The following is a 21,283-nucleotide window of genomic DNA, read 5'->3' as shown; positions in this document are numbered from 1 at the left end:
GCGAAGTGGGCCGGGCCATGCCCGGCGCTCACTCAGAAGCGGTGCGTATAGCCGCTCATCAAGCCGAACTGGTTCGCCTTCTGCACGATCGGGCTGTCGGCGGCATCACCGAGCAGGCGCGTGCCTTCGGCCGAGATGTACCAGTTGCCGTTGCGGCCCACGCGGTGGCTCCACTTCAGGCCGACACCGGCACTGACCAGGCCGGCCTTTGGCTTGTGCTCGGCAAAGCCGGTGCGCGCCGCCTGTTCCGGGCTGACGCCGTACCAGGTCTGCATGTAGCCGCGGTTGCCGTAGTCGGTGGACACGCTGCCGCTGACCACGCCGCCGGCCAGGTCGAACAGCGGCATGCTCAGGTTCAGATGGATCTGCTGGGTGGCCAGGCCGTTCTCGGCCTTGTCCTCGTCCTTGCGGGTGAACTGCCAGGAGCCGCTCAGCACGGCTTCGCCCAGCGTATAACCAGCCGAGATGCCGACCAGGGGACGGGCATCGATATCACCCATGCCGCGCAGGAAGTCGGAACCGCCGAGCAGCGAGTCCTTTTCCTTGCGGATGCCGCTGGCGCCGACATACGCGCGCACGCGGGTGTGCTCGCCGATGGAGGTGCCCCAGCCAATGCCACTGGTGCCCAGAAACCATCCACCCGGCGAGGTGACATCAAAGGACAACGACGGCGTCGCACGATACTCCTCGCTGCCGCTGTAGCGCGGCGCCACGCCACCGCCGGCAGCGACCTCGAAGGTCCAGTGGTCATCCTTGGCGTGGGCGATCGGTGCGGCGAACAGCGGCAACAGGGCCAAGCAGAGCAGGGCGGGGGAACGGCGAAGCTGGGACATGGAAACTCTCGACAATGGGAGGAAGGCAGCACGCGCATCCGGCGAGTGCTGCAGGGTCGCTAGCGTGGCGATACGCCGGCGACCGATCCGTCCGCAGTTGTGCGGGAGTTGTAATCAACTGTAATCGCGCCCAGGGGCGTTCAGCTGGCAGCCAGCGGCCAGTGCATTTCCATGCGCGCGCCGCCCAACGTGGCGCGGCTGATGCGAAGCTCGCCGCCGTGGCGGACGGCAATGCGGCTGACGATGGCCAGGCCCAGGCCGAAGCCCCCCGTATCGCGGCTGCGGCTGTCATCCAGGCGGGTGAACGGGCGCATCACCTTCTCGCGATCGGCTTCGGCAATGCCGGGACCGTCGTCATCCACACGCAGGCAGGCGCGGCCGCTGACACCGACCAGCGAGACTTCCACCTGCGAACGCGCATGGCGCAGCGCATTGCCCACCAGATTGCTGAGTGCCAGCTGCAGCAGGCGCGGCTCGGCATCCACCCGTGGCAACGCGCTGGGCTGCACGCGCAGTATCACGCCGGCACGTTCGGCATCGCGGCGCGCATCGGCCAGGCAGGCCTGCAGCCAGTCGTTGGCTTCGATGCGCTGCATCGGCTCGCCCTCGCTGGGATGCTCCAGCCGTTCGTAAGCCAGCAGTTCGCTGACCAGCCGGTTGAGTTCGGCCAGATCGCCGTGCAGGCCCCGCGCCAGCCGTTCGCGGCGTTCGCGGTCATCGCTGTCCTGCATCAGGTCCAGGCCGAAGGCCACGCGCGCGATCGGCGTGCGCAGCTCGTGCGAGATCGCATGGGTCAGGTCGCGTTGGCGCTGCACCAGTTCGGCCACGCGTGCCGCCATGCGGTTGGAGTGGTCGACGATGACCCGGATCTGCGAGCGTGGGGAGACCTGGGCACGTGCCTGCAGATCGCCCGAACCGATGCGGTCGGCATGCCGGCGCAGCGCTTCCAGGTCGCGCCAGAGCAGGCGCACCCACGCGTACAGGCTGGCGCCCACCAGCAGCAGGATGCTGAGGTAGGCGGCGATGGTCATGTACGTCGTCATCTGCACCGCGCCAGGCAGGCGCAGGTGCAGCCAGCGGCCATCGCTGCCCTCGATGGGCAGCAGGACCTGCTGGTATTGATCGCGCACGATGAAACCATCGGCCTTCACGGCCACCTGTTCCTGCGCGTCGAGTGCGGGAGGTTTGTCGAGCAGGGTCAGGGCGATGCCGTAGTGTGGTTGCCACTGCTGCAGGCGCTCACGCTGCTGGTCGGCATCCAGGCCGGCCAGGCCACTGCGCAGGGCGTACACCTGACCACGCACCTGCTGGACGAAGATGCGATCCTGCACGGGCGTGTAGATGCCGTCCAGGATGTGGTTGAGGAAGAACACCGACACCAGGAAGCAGGCACCCGTGATAAACCACAACCACAGGAACAGCCGCTTCATGCCGTCCAGGCCGACGGATTGAACTGGTAGCCACGGCCCCACACGGTCTTGATCCGCCGCGGTTCGCGCGCATCATCGCCGAGCTTGCGGCGCAGCTTGCCGATGCTGACATCGACACTGCGGTCCAGGCCGTCAAAGCCGATGCCGCGCACCGCCTGCAGGATCTGGTCGCGCGACAGGATCTGCCCCGGCTGGCTGGCCAGCAGCCACAGGATCTCGAATTCCGTGGTGCCCAGCTCGACCGGCTGACCGTGCAGGTGCACTTCGCGCTGCATGCGGTCGATCAGCAGTTCGCCATGCATCAGACGGCTGGGTGTGCCGGTGTTGCTGCTGCCATGGCGGCGGCGCAGCAGGGCGCGCAGGCGGGCGAGCAGCAGGCGCGGCTCGATCGGTTTGTGCACATAGTCATCGGCGCCCGATTCCAGGCCCAGCACCTGCTCGATGTCGTCTTCGCAGGCGGTCAGCATCAGGATCGGCACGTCGGAGAAGCTGCGGATCTGCCGGCACACGTCGATGCCGCCGAGGCCGGGCAGCATCAGGTCCAGTACCACCAGCTCGGGCGCATGCTGGCGGCAGGCCGCGCCGGCAAGGTCACCGCGCGCCACATGCTGCACGGCGAAACCATGTTCGTGGAGATAGTCGCTGACCAGTTCGGCCAGGCGACGGTCGTCCTCCACCAACAAGACCTGGGTCGGGGTACCGTTGGCGGTGGGTGTCCAGGGGGATGGCTGCATGCGCGTGGGGCCTCCGTGCCCGGGCAGGAGCGCCCGGCGGCGAAGCCTATCAACGCCCCGTGACCGCTGCCTGAATCGCGGCCAACCTGATAACCCCCGGTATGGACGTCATCGCCAGCAGCTTTCAGCGGCGGGCGACGGCTGGCCTATGGTGGCGGTTTCCCCGGATGGAGCCTGGCGCAATGAGCGACCCGCAGTGGCAACTGGAAACCCTGGCCGTGCACGGCGGCTACCGTCCCGACCCGACTACCCGCGCGGTGGCGGTGCCGATCTACCAGACGGTGGCGTATGCCTTCGATGACACCCAGCACGGTGCCGACCTGTTCGACCTGAAGGTACCGGGCAATATCTATACGCGCATCATGAACCCCACCACCGACGTGCTGGAGCAGCGCCTGACCGCGCTGGAAGGCGGCATCGGCGCGCTGGCGCTGGCCTCGGGGCAGGCCGCGATCACCTATGCCATCCAGACCATTGCAGAGGCCGGCGACAACATCGTTGCCTCCAGCGCGCTGTACGGCGGCAGCCTCAACCTGCTGGCGCACACCCTGCCGCAATACGGCATCCAGGCGCGCTTCGCCGACCCGGCCGATCCTTCTGCGTTCGCCGCGCTGATCGACGAGCGCACCAAGGCGGTGTTCGTCGAATCGATCGGCAACCCGCGCGGCAACGTCACCGACATCGCTGCGATTGCGGAGGTCGCGCATGCCGCTGGCGTGCCGCTGATCGTCGACAACACTGTGGCCACGCCGTTCCTGCTGCGCCCATTCGAGCACGGCGCCGACATCGTGGTGCATTCGCTGACCAAGTATCTGGGCGGCCACGGCACCAGCCTCGGCGGCGCGATCATCGATTCCGGCCGCTTCGACTGGACCGCACAGCCCCAACGCTTCGCGCGGCTCAACCAGCCCGACCCCAGCTACCACGGCGTGGTCTATACCGAAGCCCTGGGGCCAGCGGCCTACATCGGCCGCGCGCGGGTGGTGCCGCTGCGCAATACCGGCGCGGCGCTGTCGCCGTTCAATGCGTTCCTGATCCTGCAGGGCATCGAGACCCTGGCCCTGCGCATGGAACGCATCAACGCCAACGCACTGGCCGTCGCGCAGTTCCTGAAGTCGCACGCTAAGGTGGCGTGGGTGCGCTATGCCGGGCTGGCCGACGATCCCGAGCACGCCGCCGCGCAGCGCTATCTGGGTGGGCACGGCTCGGGCGTGCTGACCTTCGGCCTGCCGGGCGGGCGCGAGGCAGGCGCACGTTTCCTTGACGCGCTGAAATTGTTCACCCGCCTGGTCAACCTGGGCGATGCGAAGTCACTGGCCACCCATCCCGCCTCGACCACCCACCGCCAGTTGGATGCGGCGGAGCTGGCCAAGGCCGGCGTCAGTGAAGACACCGTGCGGCTGTCGATCGGCATCGAACATATCGGCGACCTGCGTGCCGACCTGGAGCAGGCCCTGGCCGGCGCCTGATAGCCACACGCTTGGTCGTCATCGCCACAGGCGATCACCACCGGCGCCGCGATGGGTTACGGTGGAACTGCCTCTCCAAGGCGTGGCAACGTGGCGATCCAGATCCCCGGTCGATGCGGGTCGACCGGGGATTTTTTTGTTTCCGGGGTCAGATCCGTTTTCCTGTGGAAAACGGATCTGACCCCATGCGCCGCCGTGTCGACCAAGGTCGACACCTACCAGAGCAGAACGCCGTTCCGGCAGATCGCAGGAATCTGTCGAAGGCGGGGTGGGTCCGGTGGCGGGAGTGTCCGCGGCATGGATGCCGCGGCCAAGCCCCCATGGAAGGGTTTACGGCGTCTCCCGCCACCGGACCCACCCCGCCATCCCACGGAATGCCTGCTTTTGCCGTTGCAGTTGAAGTTGCTCCAGCAGGTGCCGGGCTGCAAGCCCTGCCGCACGCACACCCCTCACACCACCGGAATACTGTGCTGGCCCAACCCGCGATACGGCGGCGTGGCCATCACCATCTCCGCCAGCGAATACGCCAGCTCACGTTCGGCCATCACTGTGCCATCCGCACCGTGTTCCAGCAGATGCTTCACCTCGGCGTCGCTGTGCGCACGCGCCAGGAGGGTCAGGTCCGGGTTGATCGCCCGCAGCTTGGCCAGTGCCTCACCGGCTTCCAGCGGCTGCGGAATCGCCAGCACCGCGATCTTCGCGCGTTCCGGATGGGCCTCGGCCAGCACCCGGTCGGCAGCGGCACTGCCGCGGATCGCCGCCAGGCCCTTGGCGTGCGCCTGCTCGACGTGTTCCTTGTTGTCATCGATCACCAGCACCGGCACGCCACGGTCGCGCAGCACCTGCGCCAGTTCGCTGCCGACCCGGCCATAGCCGATCACGATGGCGTGGTCATGCAGGTCGCGCGACGGGCCGATCGCTTCGGGCGGTTCGGGTACCTGCGGAGACTGCTCCTGCTTGGCCTGCCAACGGTCGAGCAGGCCGAACACCAGCGGGTTGAGCATGATCGACACCAGTGCCCCGGCCAGCACCAGCGACTGGCCTTCCTTCGGCAGGATCTGCAGCGCCACGCCGAGGCCAGCGATGATGAAGGCGAACTCGCCGATCTGCGCCAGGCTGGCCGAGATGGTCAGCGCGGTGCTGGTCGGGTGGCCGAACGCACGCACGATGAAGAACGCGGCGGCCGACTTGCCGAACATGATGATCAGCACCGTGGCCAGCACCTGCCACGGGTGCTGCACGATGATGTTGGGGTCGAACAGCATGCCGACCGACACAAAGAACAACACCGCGAACGCATCGCGCAGCGGCAGCGAATCATGCGCGGCCTTGTGGCTCAGTTCTGATTCGTTGAGCAGCATGCCGGCGAAGAACGCGCCCAGCGCGAACGAGACGCCGAACAGCATCGCCGAGCCGAACGCCACGCCCAGCGCGATCGCCAGCACGGACAGGGTGAACAGCTCACGCGAACCGGTACCGGCGATGCGTTCCAGGATCCACGGGATGACCCGGCGCCCGACCACCAGCATCACCGCCACGAACAGGCCCAGCTGCACGAAGGTCCAGCCGATGTCGGCCAGCACGCTGCCCAGCGAGTGCGATTCCTTGGCCGCGTCGGGGCCGAACACGCCGGCCATCACCGGCATCATCACCAGTGCCAGCACGCAGGCCAGGTCTTCGACGATCAGCCAGCCGACCGCGATCTTGCCGCGCATCGTCTCCAGCAGGCGGCGTTCTTCCATCGCCCGCAGCAGCACCACGGTGCTGGCGGTGGCCAGCGAGAAACCGAAGATGACGCCATGGATGGCCGGCCAGCCCATCAGCGAGGCCACGCCCCAGCCGAGCAGGGTCGCCACTGCGATCTGCCCGATGGCACCGGGAATGGCGATCGCCTTGACCGCCATCAGGTCCTTCAGCGAGAAGTGCAGGCCGACACCGAACATCAGCAGCATCACGCCCAGTTCGGCCAGCTGGTTGGCCAGCGCCTGGTCGGCGACGAAGCCGGGGGTGAACGGACCTACGCAGATGCCAGCAACCAGGTAACCGACCAGGGGAGACAAGCGGAGCTTGTTGGCCAGCGCGCCGAAGATGAAGGCGAGCCCCAGGCCAACGGCAACGATGTTGATCAGGTCGGTGTCATGGTGCATCGGCACTCGCAGAAAGCAGGGGGATACCCCGATTTTCACCGAAGCGGCCAGATACGGCAAACCCGCCGTCCACGTGCCGTGGCCGGCGGGTTTGTCCACGCATTTCTCCTCTACCCCCGCCATCGGCGCGCCCCTTCAACAAGAAGGGGCGCTCCTGCAGACGCGGCCCGGGGTACGCCGGCCAGCGGCCGGCTCTACCCCTTACCAGGTGTACTTGATCCGCCCGTACACATACGCGCCGTTGAAGCCGAACGGCGAGTAGTTGCTGTACGGCAGCATGCCGAAGGTCGAGTTCTGCAGGTCTTCGGTGCGGTCCGGGTACTTGTCCAGCAGGTTGTCGGCGCCCACGGTCAGGGTCCAGTTGCTGCTCGGCTTGTAGCTGGCCGAGGCATCCACCACCCAGGCGTCGCCGTAGGTCTGGTCACGCAGCGCGGTGGCCGAGTTGCGCACGGTGAATTTGCCGTAGCGGGTGGCGGCCAGGCCCAGTTCCCAGTGGTCCGAGCGCCAGGTGCCGCTCAGGATCGCCTTGTCGCGCGGGTAGCTGTCCTCGATGCGGCCGATCTCATCGCGGCCGATCAGCGACTGGGTCAGGCCCAGCGTGCCGAACACGGCCGGGGTGCCGCCGACGCGGCGCACTTCGGTGTCGTTGTAGCTGTAGGCGGCGGTCAGCTCCAGGCTGCTGGCGCTGAACGGCACCGTGTAGCTGGACACGAAGTCGACGCCACGGGTGCGCGTATCCAGGCCGTTGGTGAAGTACGAGAACGCGGTCACCTGCGGCAGGCCCAGGGTGCCCAGCAGCGCGCTGGTGGCGGCGTTGGTGGTGATGCTGGACGACAGCGCGATGCGGTCATCGATGTCGATCTGGTAGGCGTCGACGGTGATATACAGGCGGTCGACCGGCTGCAGCACCAGGCCCAGGCTGTAGGAGGTGGAGGTCTCGGCCTTCAGCGGCGAGGCGCCCAGCGCCTGCGCGGCCGGGCTGGTGGTCGGGAAGGTGCCACGCTCGACGAATACGCCATTGAGGAACTGGCTGGTGACCGCCTAGTAGCCCTGCTGCGCCAGCGACGGTGCACGGAAGCCACTGGAGGCGGTGGCCCGCAGCGCGACCTTGTCGGTGAATGCATAGCGCGCCGAAAGCTTGCCGGAGAAGCGGTCGCCGAAGTCCGAGTAGTCCTCGTAGCGGCCGGTGATGCCGGCCGAGAACTTCTCGGTCAGGTCCGCTTCCAGGCCAGCATAGACCGCGTAGTTGTGGCGGTCCGCATGCACTTCATTGGTCGGGGTGAAGCCCGCGAAGCCCTGCGCGCCGCTGCCGGTGTACGAGTTCAGTTCGCCCGGGTTCTGGTCCCACTTTTCCTTGCGGTACTCACCACCGAAGGACAGCGTGACCGGGTAGGCCAGGCCCCAGTCCAGCGACTTGGTCAGGTCGGCATTGAAGATGTCCTGCTGGTATTTCAGCGTGCCGTCGTAGAACGAGCGCGGGCTGGTTGCGCCGAGGCTGTAGTTGATGCTGTTGCGGGTGTGGAAGTCGAGGGTGTTCTCACCGTGGTTCAGGCTCAGGTCCCAGGTCCAGCCGTTGTCGGTGTTGCCCTTGACCCCGGCCACCAGCGAGCGGTCCTTCGAATACTGGTTGATCTCCGGCACGAAGCCGTCGGGGTAGGTCTGCGCCAGCAGCGCGCTCTGCCCGCTGTGGTTGCGCGAACGGTAGAACGCGAACGAGGTGATGTCGCGGTTGCTGAGTAGCGCGCTGGCGTAGCCGGTCACGTGGTCGCTGAAGTCGAAGCTGGCGTTGGCCGACGCGGCGGTGGCATCCACGCGCGGGTCGCCGACGATGAAGGTCTTCTGGCCGATGCTGGGGAAGTTGCCGGTGTTCGGCGTGGCGCCGCGGTACGGGCCGGCGCGGTTGCTCTCGTCCTGCTGGCTGATTTGGCCAGCCACGTGCACGCGACCACGGCCGTTGCCGAACTCGACGCCGGTATCGCCGGAGAGCTGGTACTTGTTGCCGTCACCGGCCGAGTACTGGCCGTAGTCCACGGCCAGGCTGCCGCCACGGCCGCTGCCCTTGAGCACGATGTTGATGACGCCTGCAATGGCGTCCGAGCCGTACTGTGCCGACGCACCGTCGCGCAGCACTTCCACACGCTCGATGGCGGCGATCGGGATTGCATTGATGTCCACCGCCGACGAACCACGGCCGATGCTGCCGTTGACGTTGATCATCGCCGAGGTGTGGCGGCGCTTGCCGTTGACCAGCACCAGCACCTGGTCCGGCGACAGGCCGCGCAGCTGCGCCGGGCGCACGCCACTGGTGCCGTCGGTCAAGGCCGGGCGCGGGAAGTTCAGCGAGGGCAGGGCGCGCGACAGTGCGGTGGCCAGTTCACTGGTGCCGGTGGACTGCAGCACTTCAGGGGTGATGATGTCGATCGGCGACTGCGATTCGGCGACGGTGCGGTCGGCCACGCGGGTGCCGGTGACGATCACCGTGTCCAGGGTGTTGGCGGCGGTGCCGGCCTGCTGGGCAGCGGCAACGAACGGAGAGCCACCGAGTGCGACAGCGACGGCGGCGGCGATCAGGCTGGTCTTGCGGGTCATCGGGATGGGGCTCCGGTTAGCGGGGGTGGCACCGGAATCGACATCACGGGGGTGAGGCGGACGGCGGTTGTTGCGGTGCGCAAGGCAGGAATTAACGGGATATTCAGTGCCTGTCAAATGGTTGCAACAGGAAAAAACGTTGCAACAGCAACCATTTAGCGGCAGAGGGCAGCGGCGGGAGGTGGGGCCCGGGGGCTGCGCGGGGCCGACGAGGGAGAGAGTTGGCCTGCCGCCGCGCATCCCGGGGCGCGTCAAGTATTCGTTAACGCTAGAATTACGTCGCAGGAACAGTGCTCACCAGCACATTCCATCCGGTTATATGGACCCCTCCCCCGATGATCTCCCTTCGTAATTTCGCCTTGCGCCGCGGCGAGCGGCTGCTGTTGTCCAATGTCGACCTGACCCTGCACGCCGGTTACCGGGTGGGCGTGGTCGGCCGCAACGGTGCTGGCAAGTCCAGCCTGTTCGCGGCGGTGAAGGGCGAGCTGGAGGCCGACAAGGGTGACGTCGACCTGCCCGGCAAGGTCCGTATCGCCAGCGTGGCCCAGGAAACCCCGTCGCTGCCGGACCCGGCGCTGAGCTTTGTGCTGGGCGGGGATACCGATGTGGCTGCGGTGCTGGCTGAAGAGGCTGAAGCAACCGCGCGCGAAGATTGGGAGGCGGTGGCCAACGCGCACACGAAGATGGCCGAGATGGGGGCCTACGACGCCGAAGCGCGCGCCGGCAAGCTGCTGCACGGCCTCGGTTTCCCGGCCGAGACCCACCACCGCGCGGTGTCCTCGTTCTCCGGCGGCTGGCGCGTACGCCTGAACCTGGCCCGCGCGCTGATGATGCCCAGCGACCTGCTGCTGCTGGACGAACCGACCAACCACCTGGACCTGGACGCGGTGTACTGGCTGGAGCAGTGGCTGCTGAAGTACCCCGGCACCCTGCTGTTGATCTCGCATGACCGCGAGTTCCTCGACAACGTGGCCACCCACACCCTGCACCTGCACGGCGGCGGCGCCAAGCTCTACCCGGGCGGTTATACCGATTTCGAGCGCCAGCGCGCCGAACAGCTGCGCCAGCAGCAGATCGCGCACGAGAAGGAACAGGCCGAGCGCGCCCACCTGCAGAGCTTCATCGACCGCTTCAAGGCACAGGCCAGCAAGGCCGCGCAGGCACAGAGCCGCATGAAGCGCCTGGCCAAGCTGGCCGGCACCGAAGCAGTGCGCGCCGAGCGCGAGTTCCGCATCGAGTTCGCGCCGCCGGCCAAGCTGCCGTTCTCACTGATCCGCCTGAACCATGTCGAGGCCGGCTACGGCAAGGACGCAGTGATCCTGCACAACGTCGGCTTCGGTCTGGAAGCGGGCCAGCGCATTGGCCTGCTCGGCCCGAACGGTGCCGGCAAGACCACCCTGGTGAAGACCCTGGTGGGCGAGCTGGCGCCGATCGTCGGCGAGCGCATGGCGCACCCGGACCTGAAGATCGGCTACTTCGCCCAGCACACGGTGGAGTCGCTGCACGAAGGCCAGTCGCCGATGGAGCACTTCCGCGAGATCGCCCCGGACGCACCGAACCAGTCGTTCCGCGACTTCCTCGGCAAGTGGAACTTCCCGGGTGACCGCGCGTTCGAGCCGGTCGATGGCTTCTCCGGTGGCGAGCGCGCACGCCTGGCGCTGGCGCTGATCGCCTGGCAGCAGCCGAACGTGCTGCTGCTGGACGAACCGACCAACCACCTTGACCTGGAAATGCGCGAAGCGCTGGCCGAAGCACTGGCCACCTTCGAAGGCGCGATCGTGATGGTCTCGCACGACCGCCATCTGATCGGCCTGGTCTGCGATACCTACTGGCGCGTGGCCGATGGCGTGGTCGAGCCGTTCGATGGCGACCTGGATGCCTACGCCGCGTGGCTGCGTACCCGCCCGCAGGCGCAGGGCACCAAGGCGCGCATGGAACAGGTGGAAGAGCCGGTGGTGGTCAAGACCGCCCCGGTGGCGCAGGTGGTGCAGAAGAAGCCGGTGAACCCGCACAAGCTGGCCGCCGCTGAAGCCAAGGTGGCCGAGCTGGAAGGTGCCCTGGCCGAGCTGGACCGCCAGCTGGCCGACCCGGCCAACTACGCCGATGCCACGCGCATGGCCGTGCTTGGCCGCGATCGCGAAACCGCCGCCGCGCAGCTGGAAAAGGCCGAAGCCGCCTGGATGGAACTGCTCGAGTCCTGACCGGTAGTGCCGGCCGCTGGCCGGCAGCGCGATGCGCCTACAACGATCAAGGGGTTGCCGGCCAGCGGCCGGCACTGCCTACCCGCCCTGTGCCTGCAGCCATTCGCGGAAGCGCCTGGCCGGCTCACGTTCGGCACGCGATCGCAACCGCGTCAGCCAGTAGCGCCCCAGCTCCAGCGTGGTGCTGAACGGCTGCAGCAGGCGGCCCTCGGCCAGTTCCTGCTCGAACATGCGCAGCGGCAGCAAGGCCACACCGGCGCCACCGGCGGCCGCCATCGCGACCGTCAACGAGGAATCGAATACCGGCCCGCGCGCTTCCACGCCGCTGACCCCGGCCGCCTGCAGCCAGCGCGGCCATTCGTCGCTGCGGTAGGAACGAAGCAGCGGCAGCGTGCCCAGGTCGCGTGGCTGTTTCAGGCGCCGCGCCAGCGCCGGTGCGCACAGCGGTGCAAACGGCGCGTCGAGGATCGCCGTGCACGCCTGGCCCTGCCAGTCGCCATCACCAAAGCGGATCGCCAGGTCCAGCCCTTCTCCGGCCAGGTCGATGCGGTTGTTGTGGGTCTGCAGGCGCAGCTCGATGTCCGGGTGCGCTGCCTCGAACGCGGCCAGCCGTGGCAGCAGCCAGCCGGTGGCGAAGGTGCCGACCACGCCCAGGGTCAGCACTTCACGCGCAGGTCCGCCGGTGTAACGCGCGATGCTGGCGGAGATGCGTTCGAACGATTCGTTGAGCACCGGATACAGGGCCGCGCCTTCATCGGTGAGCGCCACGCCGCGCGGGAGGCGATGGAACAGGCGGATGCCGAGCCGGTCCTCCAGTCCACGGATCTGGTGGCTCAGTGCGGCCTGGCTGACACACAGCTCCAGCGCGGCACGGGTGAAGTTCTGGTGGCGGGCGGCGGCCTCGAAGGCGCGCAGCGCGTTCAGTGGCAGGGTAGGGTGCAGCATCGTCGAGTCGTGAGCTGGAGTGATGGATGATCCTAACGCTTCAACGAAACATTTCAGAAAATTAAGGGGTTGAATGCGTAAAACATTAATTGAACTAATGTCTCTCGCAGATTTTTTGCGCTGGTCGCCCCCGATCAAGGCTTCAATAATCGAGCGGTCCCCCAGGAGAACCCGCATGCTCGCCCGTCGCCGATTCCTGCAGTTCAGTGGTGCCGCCGTGGCTTCCTCGCTTGCCTTGCCGCTGCTGGCACGTGCAGCGGGCAAGGCCACCGCCAACGCACCCACCGATGCCGCCATCACCGCCGCCAGTGATTTCGCCGCGCTGGAGAAGGCCTGCGCCGGACGCCTCGGCGTGACCCTGCTGGACACTGCCAGCGGTCGCCGCATCAGTCATCGCCAGGACGAGCGCTTCCCGATGTGCAGCACCTTCAAGAGCATGCTGGCGGCCACCGTGCTCAGCCAGGCCGAACGCATGCCGGCATTGCTGGACAGGCGCGTGCCGGTGGGCGAGGCCGATCTGCTCTCGCATGCACCGGTCACCCGCCGCCACGCCGGCAAGGACATGACCGTGCGCGACCTGTGCCGTGCCACGATCATCACCAGCGACAACACCGCCGCCAACCTGCTGTTCGGCGTGGTCGGTGGCCCGCCCGCAGTGACCGCGTTCCTGCGCGCCAGCGGCGACACAGTGAGCCGCAGTGACCGCCTGGAGCCGGAGCTGAACAGCTTTGCCAAGGGCGACCCGCGCGACACCACCACGCCGGCGGCGATGGCCGCGACCCTGCAGCGCGTGGTGTTGGGCGAGGTACTGCAACCGGCTTCGCGGCAGCAGCTGGCCGACTGGCTGATCGACAACGAAACCGGCGACGCCTGCCTGCGCGCGGGCCTGGGCAAGCGCTGGCGCGTGGGTGACAAGACCGGCAGCAATGGTGAAGACGCGCGCAACGACATCGCCGTGCTGTGGCCCGTAGCCGGGGGCGCCCCGTGGGTGCTGACGGCTTATCTGCAGGCGGGCGCGATCAGCTACGAGCAACGCGCTAGCGTGCTGGCACAGGTGGGGCGGATTGCCGACCGGTTGATCGGATGAGGTAACCGGGGTCATTCAAACGTGGCTTGCCGGATCGATTCGGCGCGCGCATCCTGCGCGCGTTCGAACCACACGGAAGTCCCCCATGAGCCATGAACTGATCTACCTGCTGCTGATCTTCGCGCTGCTGGTGATCCCGCGCGCGCTGCAGCGTTTCAGCCTGCCCGCGCCGCTGACCTGCCTGCTGTTCGGCATCATCGGCATGCTCTGGCTGGGCGACCAGGCCCACGATGCGGTGATCGGCCTGCTGGCCACGCTGGGCATTTCCTCGCTGTTCCTGTTCGCCGGCCTGGAAGTGGACCTGCAGGCGCTGCGCCGTGGCATGTGGCCGCTGCTGGCGCACCTGGTGATCCGTACCGGCACGCTGTTCGGCGTGGGCTGGCTGGCCTGGCGTTATGCGGGGCTGCCGTGGCAGGCCGCCGGGCTGCTGGCGCTGGCGCTGCTGACGCCGTCCACGGGCTTCATCATGGACTCGCTGTCGCGGCTGGGCCTCAGCGAAGACGAGCGGTTCTGGGTGACCAGCAAGGCCATTGCCGGCGAACTGCTGGCGCTGGCGGCGTTGTTCATCGTGCTGCAGGCCGGTGACCCAGGCCACATGGCGCTGTCCAGCCTGGCACTGCTGGCGATGATGATCGGCCTGCCGCTGCTGTTCATCGCGCTGGGCCGCTGGGTGGCACCGCACGCGCCGGGCTCGGAATTCTCGCTGCTGGTGATGGTCGGCATGGTGGCGGCCTACATCACCTACCTGCTGGGCGTGTACTACCTGGTTGGCGCGTTCATCGCCGGCCTGGTCGCGCGCCTGCTGCACCAGCGCATGCCGCTGCTGGCCTCGCACGAGAACCTGCACGCGCTGCGCCTGTTCGCCTCGTTCTTCGTGCCGTTCTACTTCTTCAACGCCGGCACCAAGGTGCCCGCCGAAGCGCTGAGCTTCGAGGCGCTGGGGCTGGGCATCGTGATCACCCTGGTGGTGCTGCCGCTGCGCATCGGCGTGGTCTGGCTGCAGCGCCGGGTGATGTTCGGCGAGAGCTTCCGCAGCAGCCTGCGGGTCTCGCTGGCGCTGGCACCGACGCTGATCTTCACCCTGGTGCTGGCGGCGATCATGCGTGAGCGCTTCCAGATTCCGGCGGTGCTGTTCGGTGCGCTGCTGCTGTACGCGGCGCTGACCACGCTGTTGCCGTCGCTGGTGTTCCGTACACCGTTTGACGTTGATCCGGTGGAGCAGGAGCCGGCCGGCGAGGGCGAGGCCGCACCGGTGGCGGCGACCGAAGCACTGCCGGCAGCACCGTCTGCCGAGCGCTGAGCGGGACTGGCGCGCGGTTTGCGCCCATCGTCCATGGCCGTTAGGGTTGGGGCATGAGACCGATTGCCGTTGCCACTACCGCCGCCCTCCTGCTCAGCCTCGCTGCGTGCACGCAGCGCTCCGATACGGTCGCCCATGACCTGGCGACCGCACCGGCCGATGCGTTCATGGCCGCCATCGCCGCACATTGCGGCCAGGCCTACGTCGGCAAGGTGGTGGAGGACACGCCTGCACCGGCCGCCAAGGATCCGTTCGCCGGGCAGCGCCTGGTCATGCATGTGCGCGGCTGCGCCGACCCGGCGCACGAGCTGCGCATCCCGTTCCATGTCGGTGATGACCACTCGCGGACCTGGGTGCTGACCCGCACGCCGAACGGGCTGCGGCTGAAGCACGACCATCGCCACGAAGACGGCAGCCCCGACGCGATCACCCTGTACGGTGGCGACAGCACGCCGCCTGGTACCGCCGAGCGCCAGCAGTTCCCTGCCGATGCCGATTCGGTGGCGATGTTCCGCCGTGCCGACATGCTGGCTTCCACGCACAACACCTGGGCGATGGAGATCGATCCGGACCAGACGTTCGTCTACGAACTGACGCGCCCGGACGGCCGCCGCTTCCGCGTGCAGTTCGACCTGAGCAAGCCGGTCGACCTGCCACCGCCACCGTGGGGCGACGACACAGCACCCGCGCCGTGATCCCGGGGGCGGATCCCTCCTGCGGAGGGCTCTGACCCCGACCCTGCACTCACCGCGTGCCGAAGCGCGCCCGGCAGCCGTTGCTCACCCACACCTGGCCACGCGAGTAACCCCAGCTGCGGCCTTCCTGGCAGACGCTGCCCGACAACTGCTGCTGCAGCACCGGCCGGCCCTGGCGCTCATCCCAGTCGCAGGTCTGCGAGCGGTTGTTGTTGCTGCTGCAGGTGACGGAATAGTTGCTGTTGCCACCGCCCCAGCCGCCACCGCCACCGCCCCAGCCGCGGGCCTCGGCGAATTCGGCGCGGCAGCCATTGCTGACCCATACCGCGCCGTTGCGCACACCCCAGGTACGGCCCTCGTCGCAAGGGCTGCCGGACAACTGGCGGACCAGGCGGGCATTGCGCCAGCCGACCGGGCAGCTGCGCTCGCGGTTGTTCTGGCTTTCGCAGCGGATGGTCTCGCCGGGCCGACCGTTGTTGCCTCCCCAGCCACCGCCATTGCCGCCGCCCCAGCCACCACGGGCCTCGACGAACTCGGCGCGGCAACCATTGGTGACCCAGATGCTGCCATTGCGGCTGCCCCAGGAGCGCCCTTCCTCGCAGGGGCTGCCAGACAACTGACGGACCAGCTGCGCGCCGCGCCAGCCGGTGTTGCAGACCCGTTCGCGGTTGCTCTGGCTTTCGCAGCGGATCACCCCGTTCTGCGCAGAGGCGGACGGGGCGGGCAGGGCAAGGGTGCCCAGCGCACCCAGGCTGAGGGTCACGGCCAGGCTGGCCAGGGACAGCGGTTTCATGGCGGCATCCCATACGGTGGCAGGTGCCCGACTATAGGGAGGGGGACGATCAAGCCGGTGTGACTGGCCGGATTTGCCCCAGCCGGGGCCTCGGCCGCAGAATACGAGGCTTTCCGGCCCCCATCCGGTGCCGGCGTTCTCCAGCGGAGCTTCCCCCCATGCGTACCCACTTCTGCGGCCTGGTCGACGAGACCCTGATTGGCCAGACTGTCACCCTCGCCGGCTGGACCGACGTGGCCCGTAACCAGGGCGGCGTCTGCTTCATCGATCTCCGCGATCATGAAGGCATCGTGCAGGTGACGGTGGAGGTCGACAATGCCGAAGTGTTCGCGGTGGCCGCGTCGCTGGGCTACGAGGATGTGCTGCAGGTGGAAGGCGTCGTGCGTGCCCGCCACGCGGTGAACGACAAGATGCGCACCGGCAAAGTGGAAGTGATCGCCACCGCCATCACCGTGCTGAACAAGGCTGCGCCGCTGCCGTTCCACGCCCACGAGAACCCGGGCGAGGAAACCCGCCTGAAGTACCGCTACCTGGACCTGCGCCGCCCGGAAATGCAGCGCATGCAGCGCACCCGCATCAAGCTGGTGCAGGCGCTGCGCCGCCACCTGGACGAAAAGGGCTTCCAGGACATCGAAACCCCGATCCTGACCAAGGCCACCCCGGAAGGCGCACGCGACTTCCTGGTGCCGGCGCGCATGCACCCGGGCGAGTTCTACGCACTGCCGCAGAGCCCGCAGCTGTTCAAGCAGATCCTGATGGTGGCCGGCTTCGACCGCTACTACCAGATCGCGCGCTGCTTCCGCGACGAGGCCCTGCGTGCCGATCGCCAGCTGGAGTTCACCCAGCTGGACATGGAATTCGCCTTCGTCCGCGAGCGCGACGTGCAGGATTTCGTCGAGGACATGATCCGCGCCATCTTCAAGGAAGTGGTGGACGTGCAGCTGGATGCCAGCTTCCCGCGCATGACCTGGGCCGAGGCCATGCGCCGCTACGGCTCGGACAAGCCGGACCTGCGCATCGCGCTGGAGCTGGTGGACGTGGCCGAACTGGTCAAGGACAGCGAGTTCCCGGTGTTCACCGGCCCGGCCAATGATGCCGAGGGCCGCGTCGCTGCGCTGCGCATCCCGGGCGGTGCGTCGCTGTCGCGCAAGCAGATCGACGAATACGCCGCGCATGCCGCCAAGTACGGCGCCAAGGGCCTGGCCTACATCAAGATCGCCGACAACGGCGAAATCAGCTCGCCGATCCAGAAGTTCTTCAGCGAAGCGTCGTTCGCCGCGCTGGTCGCCCACGTCGGCGCCGGCAACGGCGACATCGTGTTCTTCGGTGCCGGCGGCTACAACAAGGTCTCCGACTTCATGGGCGCGCTGCGGCTGAAGGCCGGCAAGGACTTCGGCCTGGTCGCCGACGGCTGGGCGCCGCTGTGGGTCACCGACTTCCCGATGTTCGAGTGGGACGAGGAAGAACAGCGCTACGTCGCCCTGCATCACCCCTTCACCGCACCGGCCGTGGACGACATCGCCGACCTGCGCGCCAATGCCCGTACCGCCGTTTCGCGCGGCTACGACATGGTGCTCAACGGCAATGAGATCGGCGGCGGTTCGATCCGTATCCACCGTCCGGACATGCAGAGCGCGGTGTTCGAGCTGCTGGGCATCGGTGCCGAAGAAGCCCGTGCCAAGTTCGGCTTCCTGCTCGACGCGCTGAACTACGGCGCGCCGCCGCACGGTGGCATCGCCTTCGGCATCGACCGCATCGCCGCGCTGATGGCCGGCACCGAGTCGATCCGCGACGTCATCCCGTTCCCGAAGACCACTGGTGCACAGGATCTGATGACCGACGCGCCGTCGCCGATCGTCGACGCGCAGCTGGCCGAAGTGCACATCCAGGTTCGCCCCAAGACCAACTGATCAGGAGATCCAGGCAATGACCGAGTTTGCGTTTTCGCTGGAGTGGGAAAAGCTGGGCAATGAAGGCTCCGAGGCCAACCTGGTCACCGAGCGTGCACGCGTGTTCGGCGGTTGGCTGGTCCGCGTCGGTACCAACCCGGCCGCGATGGCCCTGACCTTCGTCGCCGACGGCGAAGGCCGTTGGGATGGAGAAGACTTCGGCGTCGAGGATTACGAGGACGACGAAGAGGAAGAGTACGACGAGGACGAGGACGGCGAGGAAGAAGAGGACGAGGACGAAGAGGAATACGAGGAAGAGGACGAGGAAGAAGAAGCGGAATCGCCTGAAAAGGCTTGACCCGCGCTTCGCCCTGACGTCAACTTCCTGCATGTATTCGATCCGCCGCGCCACCGTGGACGACGCGCCGACCCTGTCGGCGCTGGCCGCCCGCACGTTCACCGAAACCTTCGGCCATCTGTATCCGCCGCAGGACCTGCAGGCCTTCCTTGAGGAGGCCTACACGGTCGAGCGCCAGCGCGTGATCCTGGCCCACCCGGATTACGCGGTGTGGCTGCTGGAGCTGGACGGGGAGGCGGTCGGCCATGCCGCCGCCGGCCCCTGTGGCCTGCCGCACCCGGACGTGAAGCCCGGTGACGGCGAACTCAAGCGCCTGTACCTGATCAAGACGCAGCAAAGCTGCGGCTGGGGCAGCCGCCTGCTGGAAACCGCGCTGGCCTGGCTGGAACACGAGGGCCCGCGCACCCTGTGGTTGGGCGTGTGGTCGGAGAACTTCGGCGCACAGCGCTTCTACGCCCGCTACGGTTTCGAGAAGGCCGGCGAATACCTGTTCCCGGTGGGCGACACGAACGATCTCGAATTCATCCTGCGCCGCGCACCGCGCGCGGCCTGATGTTCACTGCCGCTTGCTGCGCGCGCGTGTTCAATCACCGTACGTTCCTGCCCCGCTGACCGCCAGGCTGTTTGCATGACTCCCCCCGTATTGCTGCTGCATGGCATCTGGAATGCCCGCGCCTGGGTCGGGCCGCTGGCCTGGCGCCTGCGCGCGCGCGGCTTCCAGGTGCACGCGTTTGGTTATTCCTCGGTGTTCGGTGGCCCGGACGTGGCCGTACCGCAGCTGCTGGAGCGGCTGGCCGACGCCGGCCCGCTGAGTTTGGTCGGCCACAGCCTGGGCGGGCTGCTGGCGCTGGAAGCGCTGCGGTGCAATCCGCAGCTGCCGGTGCAGCGCGTGGTCTGCCTGGGTTCACCGCTGCGCGGCAGTGGTACCGCGCGCTCGTTGTCCGATCATGGCTGGGGCCTGGCGCTGGGGCGCAGCAGCGAGCTGCTGCTGGACGGACTGCCGGACTGGCAGGGCAAGGCCGAGGTCGGGCTGATCGCCGGTTCGGTGCCGCACGGTCTGGGCAGCCTGCTGGGCGCGATGGACGACGCCTCCGATGGCACCGTGGCCCTGGCCGAAACCCGCCTGCCGGGCCTGACCGATCATTGCGTGGTGCGCACCAGCCACAGCGGCCTCGTGGTGTCGCCGGATGCCGCGCGGCAGACCGCGCATTTCCTGCGCCACGGCCAGTTTGACCACAGCCGCGACGCCGCCGCCGCGTAATCTGGTAGGGGCGACCGCCTTGGCTCGGTGGGTGCGAACCGTCCTGCCCTGGTGGGTGCGAACCGTTGGTTCGCACGCGCTTCGCCGGGCCATGCCCGACGGCATCTCTCCGCCCTAGACACGGTTGCCGCCCCCGATCAGGTAGAATCCGCGCCTTGATCCTGAAGCAGCCAGACGGTAGCACCCATGGGTAGAGGCCCCTCCATCGAAGCCCGCAAGAACGCGTCCGACGCGAAGCGCGGCAAGATTTTCACCAAGATCATCCGCGAGATCGGCGTTGCCGCGCGCGGCGGTGGAGGCGACCCCAACAACAACCCGCGCCTGCGCGTGGCGGTGGACAAGGGCCTGGCCGTGAACATGTCCAAGGACGTGATCGAGCGCGCCATCAAGAAGGCCACCGGTGAACTGGAAGGCGTCGACTACGAGGAAATCCGCTACGAAGGCTACGCCCCGGGTGGCGTGGCCGTGATCGTCGACTGCCTGACCGACAACCGCGTGCGCACCGTGGCCGATGTCCGCCATGCGTTCAGCAAGTGCGGCGGCAACATGGGCACCGAAGGCTCGGTGGCCTTCATGTTCAAGCGCCTGGGCGTGCTCAGCTTCGCCCCGGGTGCCGACGAGGAAGCCATCACCGAGGCGGCCATCGAGGCCGGCGCTGATGACATCGTGGTCTATCCGGACGATGGCTCGATCGATGTGGTCACCAGCCCTGACGCGTTCAGCGCAGTCAAGGACGCGATGGCTGCCGCTGGCCATGTCGCCGACCACGCCGAGATCACCTTCCGCGCCGACAACGACATCAAGGTCGAGGGCGAGGTCGCCCTGCAGGTCAAGAAGCTGCTGGACATGCTGGAAGACCTGGACGACGTGCAGGACGTGTATTCCAACGCCGAACTCGGCGCCGACGCCTACGCCTGAGCCGTCTTCGACGGCCTGGGCGCGGGCCGTTGAACGGTCACCGCGGACAGTCATGAGCCCATACGCCTGCCAGCGCATTCCGTTCCGCCCCGCCAGGAGTGCAGCATGACCCGCATCCTCGGCATCGACCCCGGTTCGCAGCGGACCGGGGTCGGCATCATTGATGTCGATGCCACCGGCCGCGTCAGCTACGTGCACCACCAGCCGCTGGTGCTGCTGGGCGCTGACGACTTCCCGCAGCGCATGAAGCTGCTGGTGCTGGGCCTGGCCGACCTGTGCCGCGAGTATGAGCCGCAGGAAGTGGCCATCGAACGCGTGTTCATGGCCCGCAACCCCGATTCGGCATTGAAGCTGGGCCAGGCCCGTGGCGCGGCGATCTCGGCGGTGGTGCTGCGCGACCTGCCGGTGCACGAATATGCTGCCAGCGAGATCAAGCTGGCGGTTGTCGGGCGCGGTGGCGCCGAAAAGCAACAGGTTCAACACATGGTCGGGCTCATGCTCAACCTGAAAATCAAGCTGCAGGCCGACGCGGCCGACGCGTTGGCGGTGGCGATCACCCATGCCCACGTAAGGGCGACGGCCAACCGCCTGGGGCTCAGTGCCCGCCAGGCATGGGGCCGCAAATGAGGAGCTG

General features: G+C 67.7%; 17 protein-coding genes and 1 pseudogene. 11 read left to right on the top strand and 7 right to left on the bottom strand.

The annotated features are described in order from the left end of the window. Positions 1-32 precede the first annotated feature (32 nt). From AC5P6X_RS19300 to AC5P6X_RS19290, 3 genes are all read right to left on the bottom strand, one after another. Entirely contained in the window at positions 33-833 is an 801-nt protein-coding gene (locus AC5P6X_RS19300; protein WP_049451218.1) for a MipA/OmpV family protein, read from the bottom strand. Between the two features lie 140 nt (positions 834-973). Beyond that, positions 974-2,263: an ATP-binding protein gene (locus AC5P6X_RS19295; protein WP_049451217.1), complete on the bottom strand. Its 1,290-nt coding sequence runs from the start codon at positions 2,261-2,263 to the stop codon at positions 974-976. Continuing rightward, entirely contained in the window at positions 2,260-2,997 is a 738-nt protein-coding gene (locus tag AC5P6X_RS19290) for a winged helix-turn-helix domain-containing protein (RefSeq protein WP_005414287.1), read from the bottom strand. The genes AC5P6X_RS19295 and AC5P6X_RS19290 overlap by 4 nt, the downstream gene beginning before the upstream one ends. A 182-nt stretch (positions 2,998-3,179) precedes the next feature. Here AC5P6X_RS19290 and AC5P6X_RS19285 point away from each other — a divergent pair, with 182 nt between their 5' ends. Then, positions 3,180-4,466: an O-acetylhomoserine aminocarboxypropyltransferase/cysteine synthase family protein gene (locus tag AC5P6X_RS19285; RefSeq protein WP_049451216.1), complete on the top strand. Its 1,287-nt coding sequence runs from the start codon at positions 3,180-3,182 to the stop codon at positions 4,464-4,466. Between the two features lie 449 nt (positions 4,467-4,915). Here AC5P6X_RS19285 and ybaL read toward each other — a convergent pair whose 3' ends face one another. Together ybaL and AC5P6X_RS19275 are read right to left on the bottom strand one after the other, a co-directional pair. After that, entirely contained in the window at positions 4,916-6,613 is a 1,698-nt protein-coding gene (gene ybaL, locus AC5P6X_RS19280) for a YbaL family putative K(+) efflux transporter (RefSeq protein WP_005414286.1), read from the bottom strand. Positions 6,614-6,814: 201 nt separating this feature from the next. Then, a pseudogene (locus AC5P6X_RS19275) lies at positions 6,815-9,202 on the bottom strand (TonB-dependent receptor plug domain-containing protein). Positions 9,203-9,537: 335 nt separating this feature from the next. Between AC5P6X_RS19275 and AC5P6X_RS19270 the strand changes: the two are divergent. Continuing rightward, positions 9,538-11,403: an ABC-F family ATP-binding cassette domain-containing protein gene (locus AC5P6X_RS19270; RefSeq protein WP_005414284.1), complete on the top strand. Its 1,866-nt coding sequence runs from the start codon at positions 9,538-9,540 to the stop codon at positions 11,401-11,403. Between the two features lie 78 nt (positions 11,404-11,481). Here AC5P6X_RS19270 and ampR read toward each other — a convergent pair whose 3' ends face one another. Beyond that, positions 11,482-12,348 carry a LysR family transcriptional regulator AmpR gene (gene ampR, locus AC5P6X_RS19265; RefSeq protein ID WP_005410767.1) on the bottom strand — a complete coding sequence of 289 codons (867 nt, stop codon included), beginning with the start codon at positions 12,346-12,348 and terminating at the stop codon, positions 11,482-11,484. Between the two features lie 175 nt (positions 12,349-12,523). Here ampR and blaL2 point away from each other — a divergent pair, with 175 nt between their 5' ends. The 3 genes from blaL2 (at position 12,524) to AC5P6X_RS19250 (ending at position 15,430) form a co-directional block, all read left to right on the top strand. Then, complete coding sequence (gene blaL2, locus AC5P6X_RS19260; protein ID WP_005414283.1) at positions 12,524-13,435, top strand: L2 family extended-spectrum class A beta-lactamase; 912 nt, start codon at positions 12,524-12,526, stop codon at positions 13,433-13,435. Positions 13,436-13,520: 85 nt separating this feature from the next. Beyond that, positions 13,521-14,735, top strand: a complete 1,215-nt coding sequence (locus AC5P6X_RS19255; protein ID WP_005410765.1) for a cation:proton antiporter — start codon at positions 13,521-13,523, stop codon at positions 14,733-14,735. Positions 14,736-14,788: 53 nt separating this feature from the next. Next, positions 14,789-15,430: a hypothetical protein gene (locus AC5P6X_RS19250; protein WP_108270636.1), complete on the top strand. Its 642-nt coding sequence runs from the start codon at positions 14,789-14,791 to the stop codon at positions 15,428-15,430. Positions 15,431-15,479: 49 nt separating this feature from the next. Here AC5P6X_RS19250 and AC5P6X_RS19245 read toward each other — a convergent pair whose 3' ends face one another. Then, positions 15,480-16,223, bottom strand: a complete 744-nt coding sequence (locus AC5P6X_RS19245; RefSeq protein ID WP_108270637.1) for a DUF3011 domain-containing protein — start codon at positions 16,221-16,223, stop codon at positions 15,480-15,482. Between the two features lie 158 nt (positions 16,224-16,381). On the opposite strand from AC5P6X_RS19245, the gene aspS reads away from it, so the two are divergent. The 6 genes from aspS to ruvC all read left to right on the top strand — a co-directional run bounded on the left by aspS (position 16,382) and on the right by ruvC (position 21,276). Next, the gene (gene aspS, locus AC5P6X_RS19240; RefSeq protein ID WP_005414279.1) at positions 16,382-18,133 is read left to right on the top strand and encodes an aspartate--tRNA ligase; all 1,752 of its coding nucleotides are present in this window, start codon (positions 16,382-16,384) and stop codon (positions 18,131-18,133) included. 16 nt (positions 18,134-18,149) lie between these two features. Further along, entirely contained in the window at positions 18,150-18,470 is a 321-nt protein-coding gene (locus AC5P6X_RS19235; protein ID WP_024958674.1) for a hypothetical protein, read from the top strand. Between the two features lie 31 nt (positions 18,471-18,501). Then, positions 18,502-19,023, top strand: coding sequence for a GNAT family N-acetyltransferase (locus AC5P6X_RS19230; protein ID WP_005410760.1), 522 nt, complete (start codon positions 18,502-18,504; stop codon positions 19,021-19,023). A 75-nt stretch (positions 19,024-19,098) separates the two neighbouring features. Continuing rightward, positions 19,099-19,731 (top strand): esterase/lipase family protein, encoded by a 633-nt coding sequence (locus AC5P6X_RS19225; protein WP_049450102.1) that lies wholly within the window; start codon positions 19,099-19,101, stop codon positions 19,729-19,731. 186 nt (positions 19,732-19,917) lie between these two features. Beyond that, a complete protein-coding gene (locus AC5P6X_RS19220) occupies positions 19,918-20,649 on the top strand; it encodes a YebC/PmpR family DNA-binding transcriptional regulator (protein ID WP_005410758.1) in 732 nt (243 codons plus the stop codon). A 105-nt stretch (positions 20,650-20,754) separates the two neighbouring features. Further along, positions 20,755-21,276 carry a crossover junction endodeoxyribonuclease RuvC gene (gene ruvC, locus AC5P6X_RS19215; protein ID WP_005410757.1) on the top strand — a complete coding sequence of 174 codons (522 nt, stop codon included), beginning with the start codon at positions 20,755-20,757 and terminating at the stop codon, positions 21,274-21,276. Positions 21,277-21,283: the final 7 nt, after the last annotated feature.

This window comes from Stenotrophomonas sp. YJH_SMC_40, from assembly GCF_059368615.1.
Note: the sequence above shows the minus strand (reverse complement) of the source record. Positions and strands in the feature narration are given on the sequence as shown.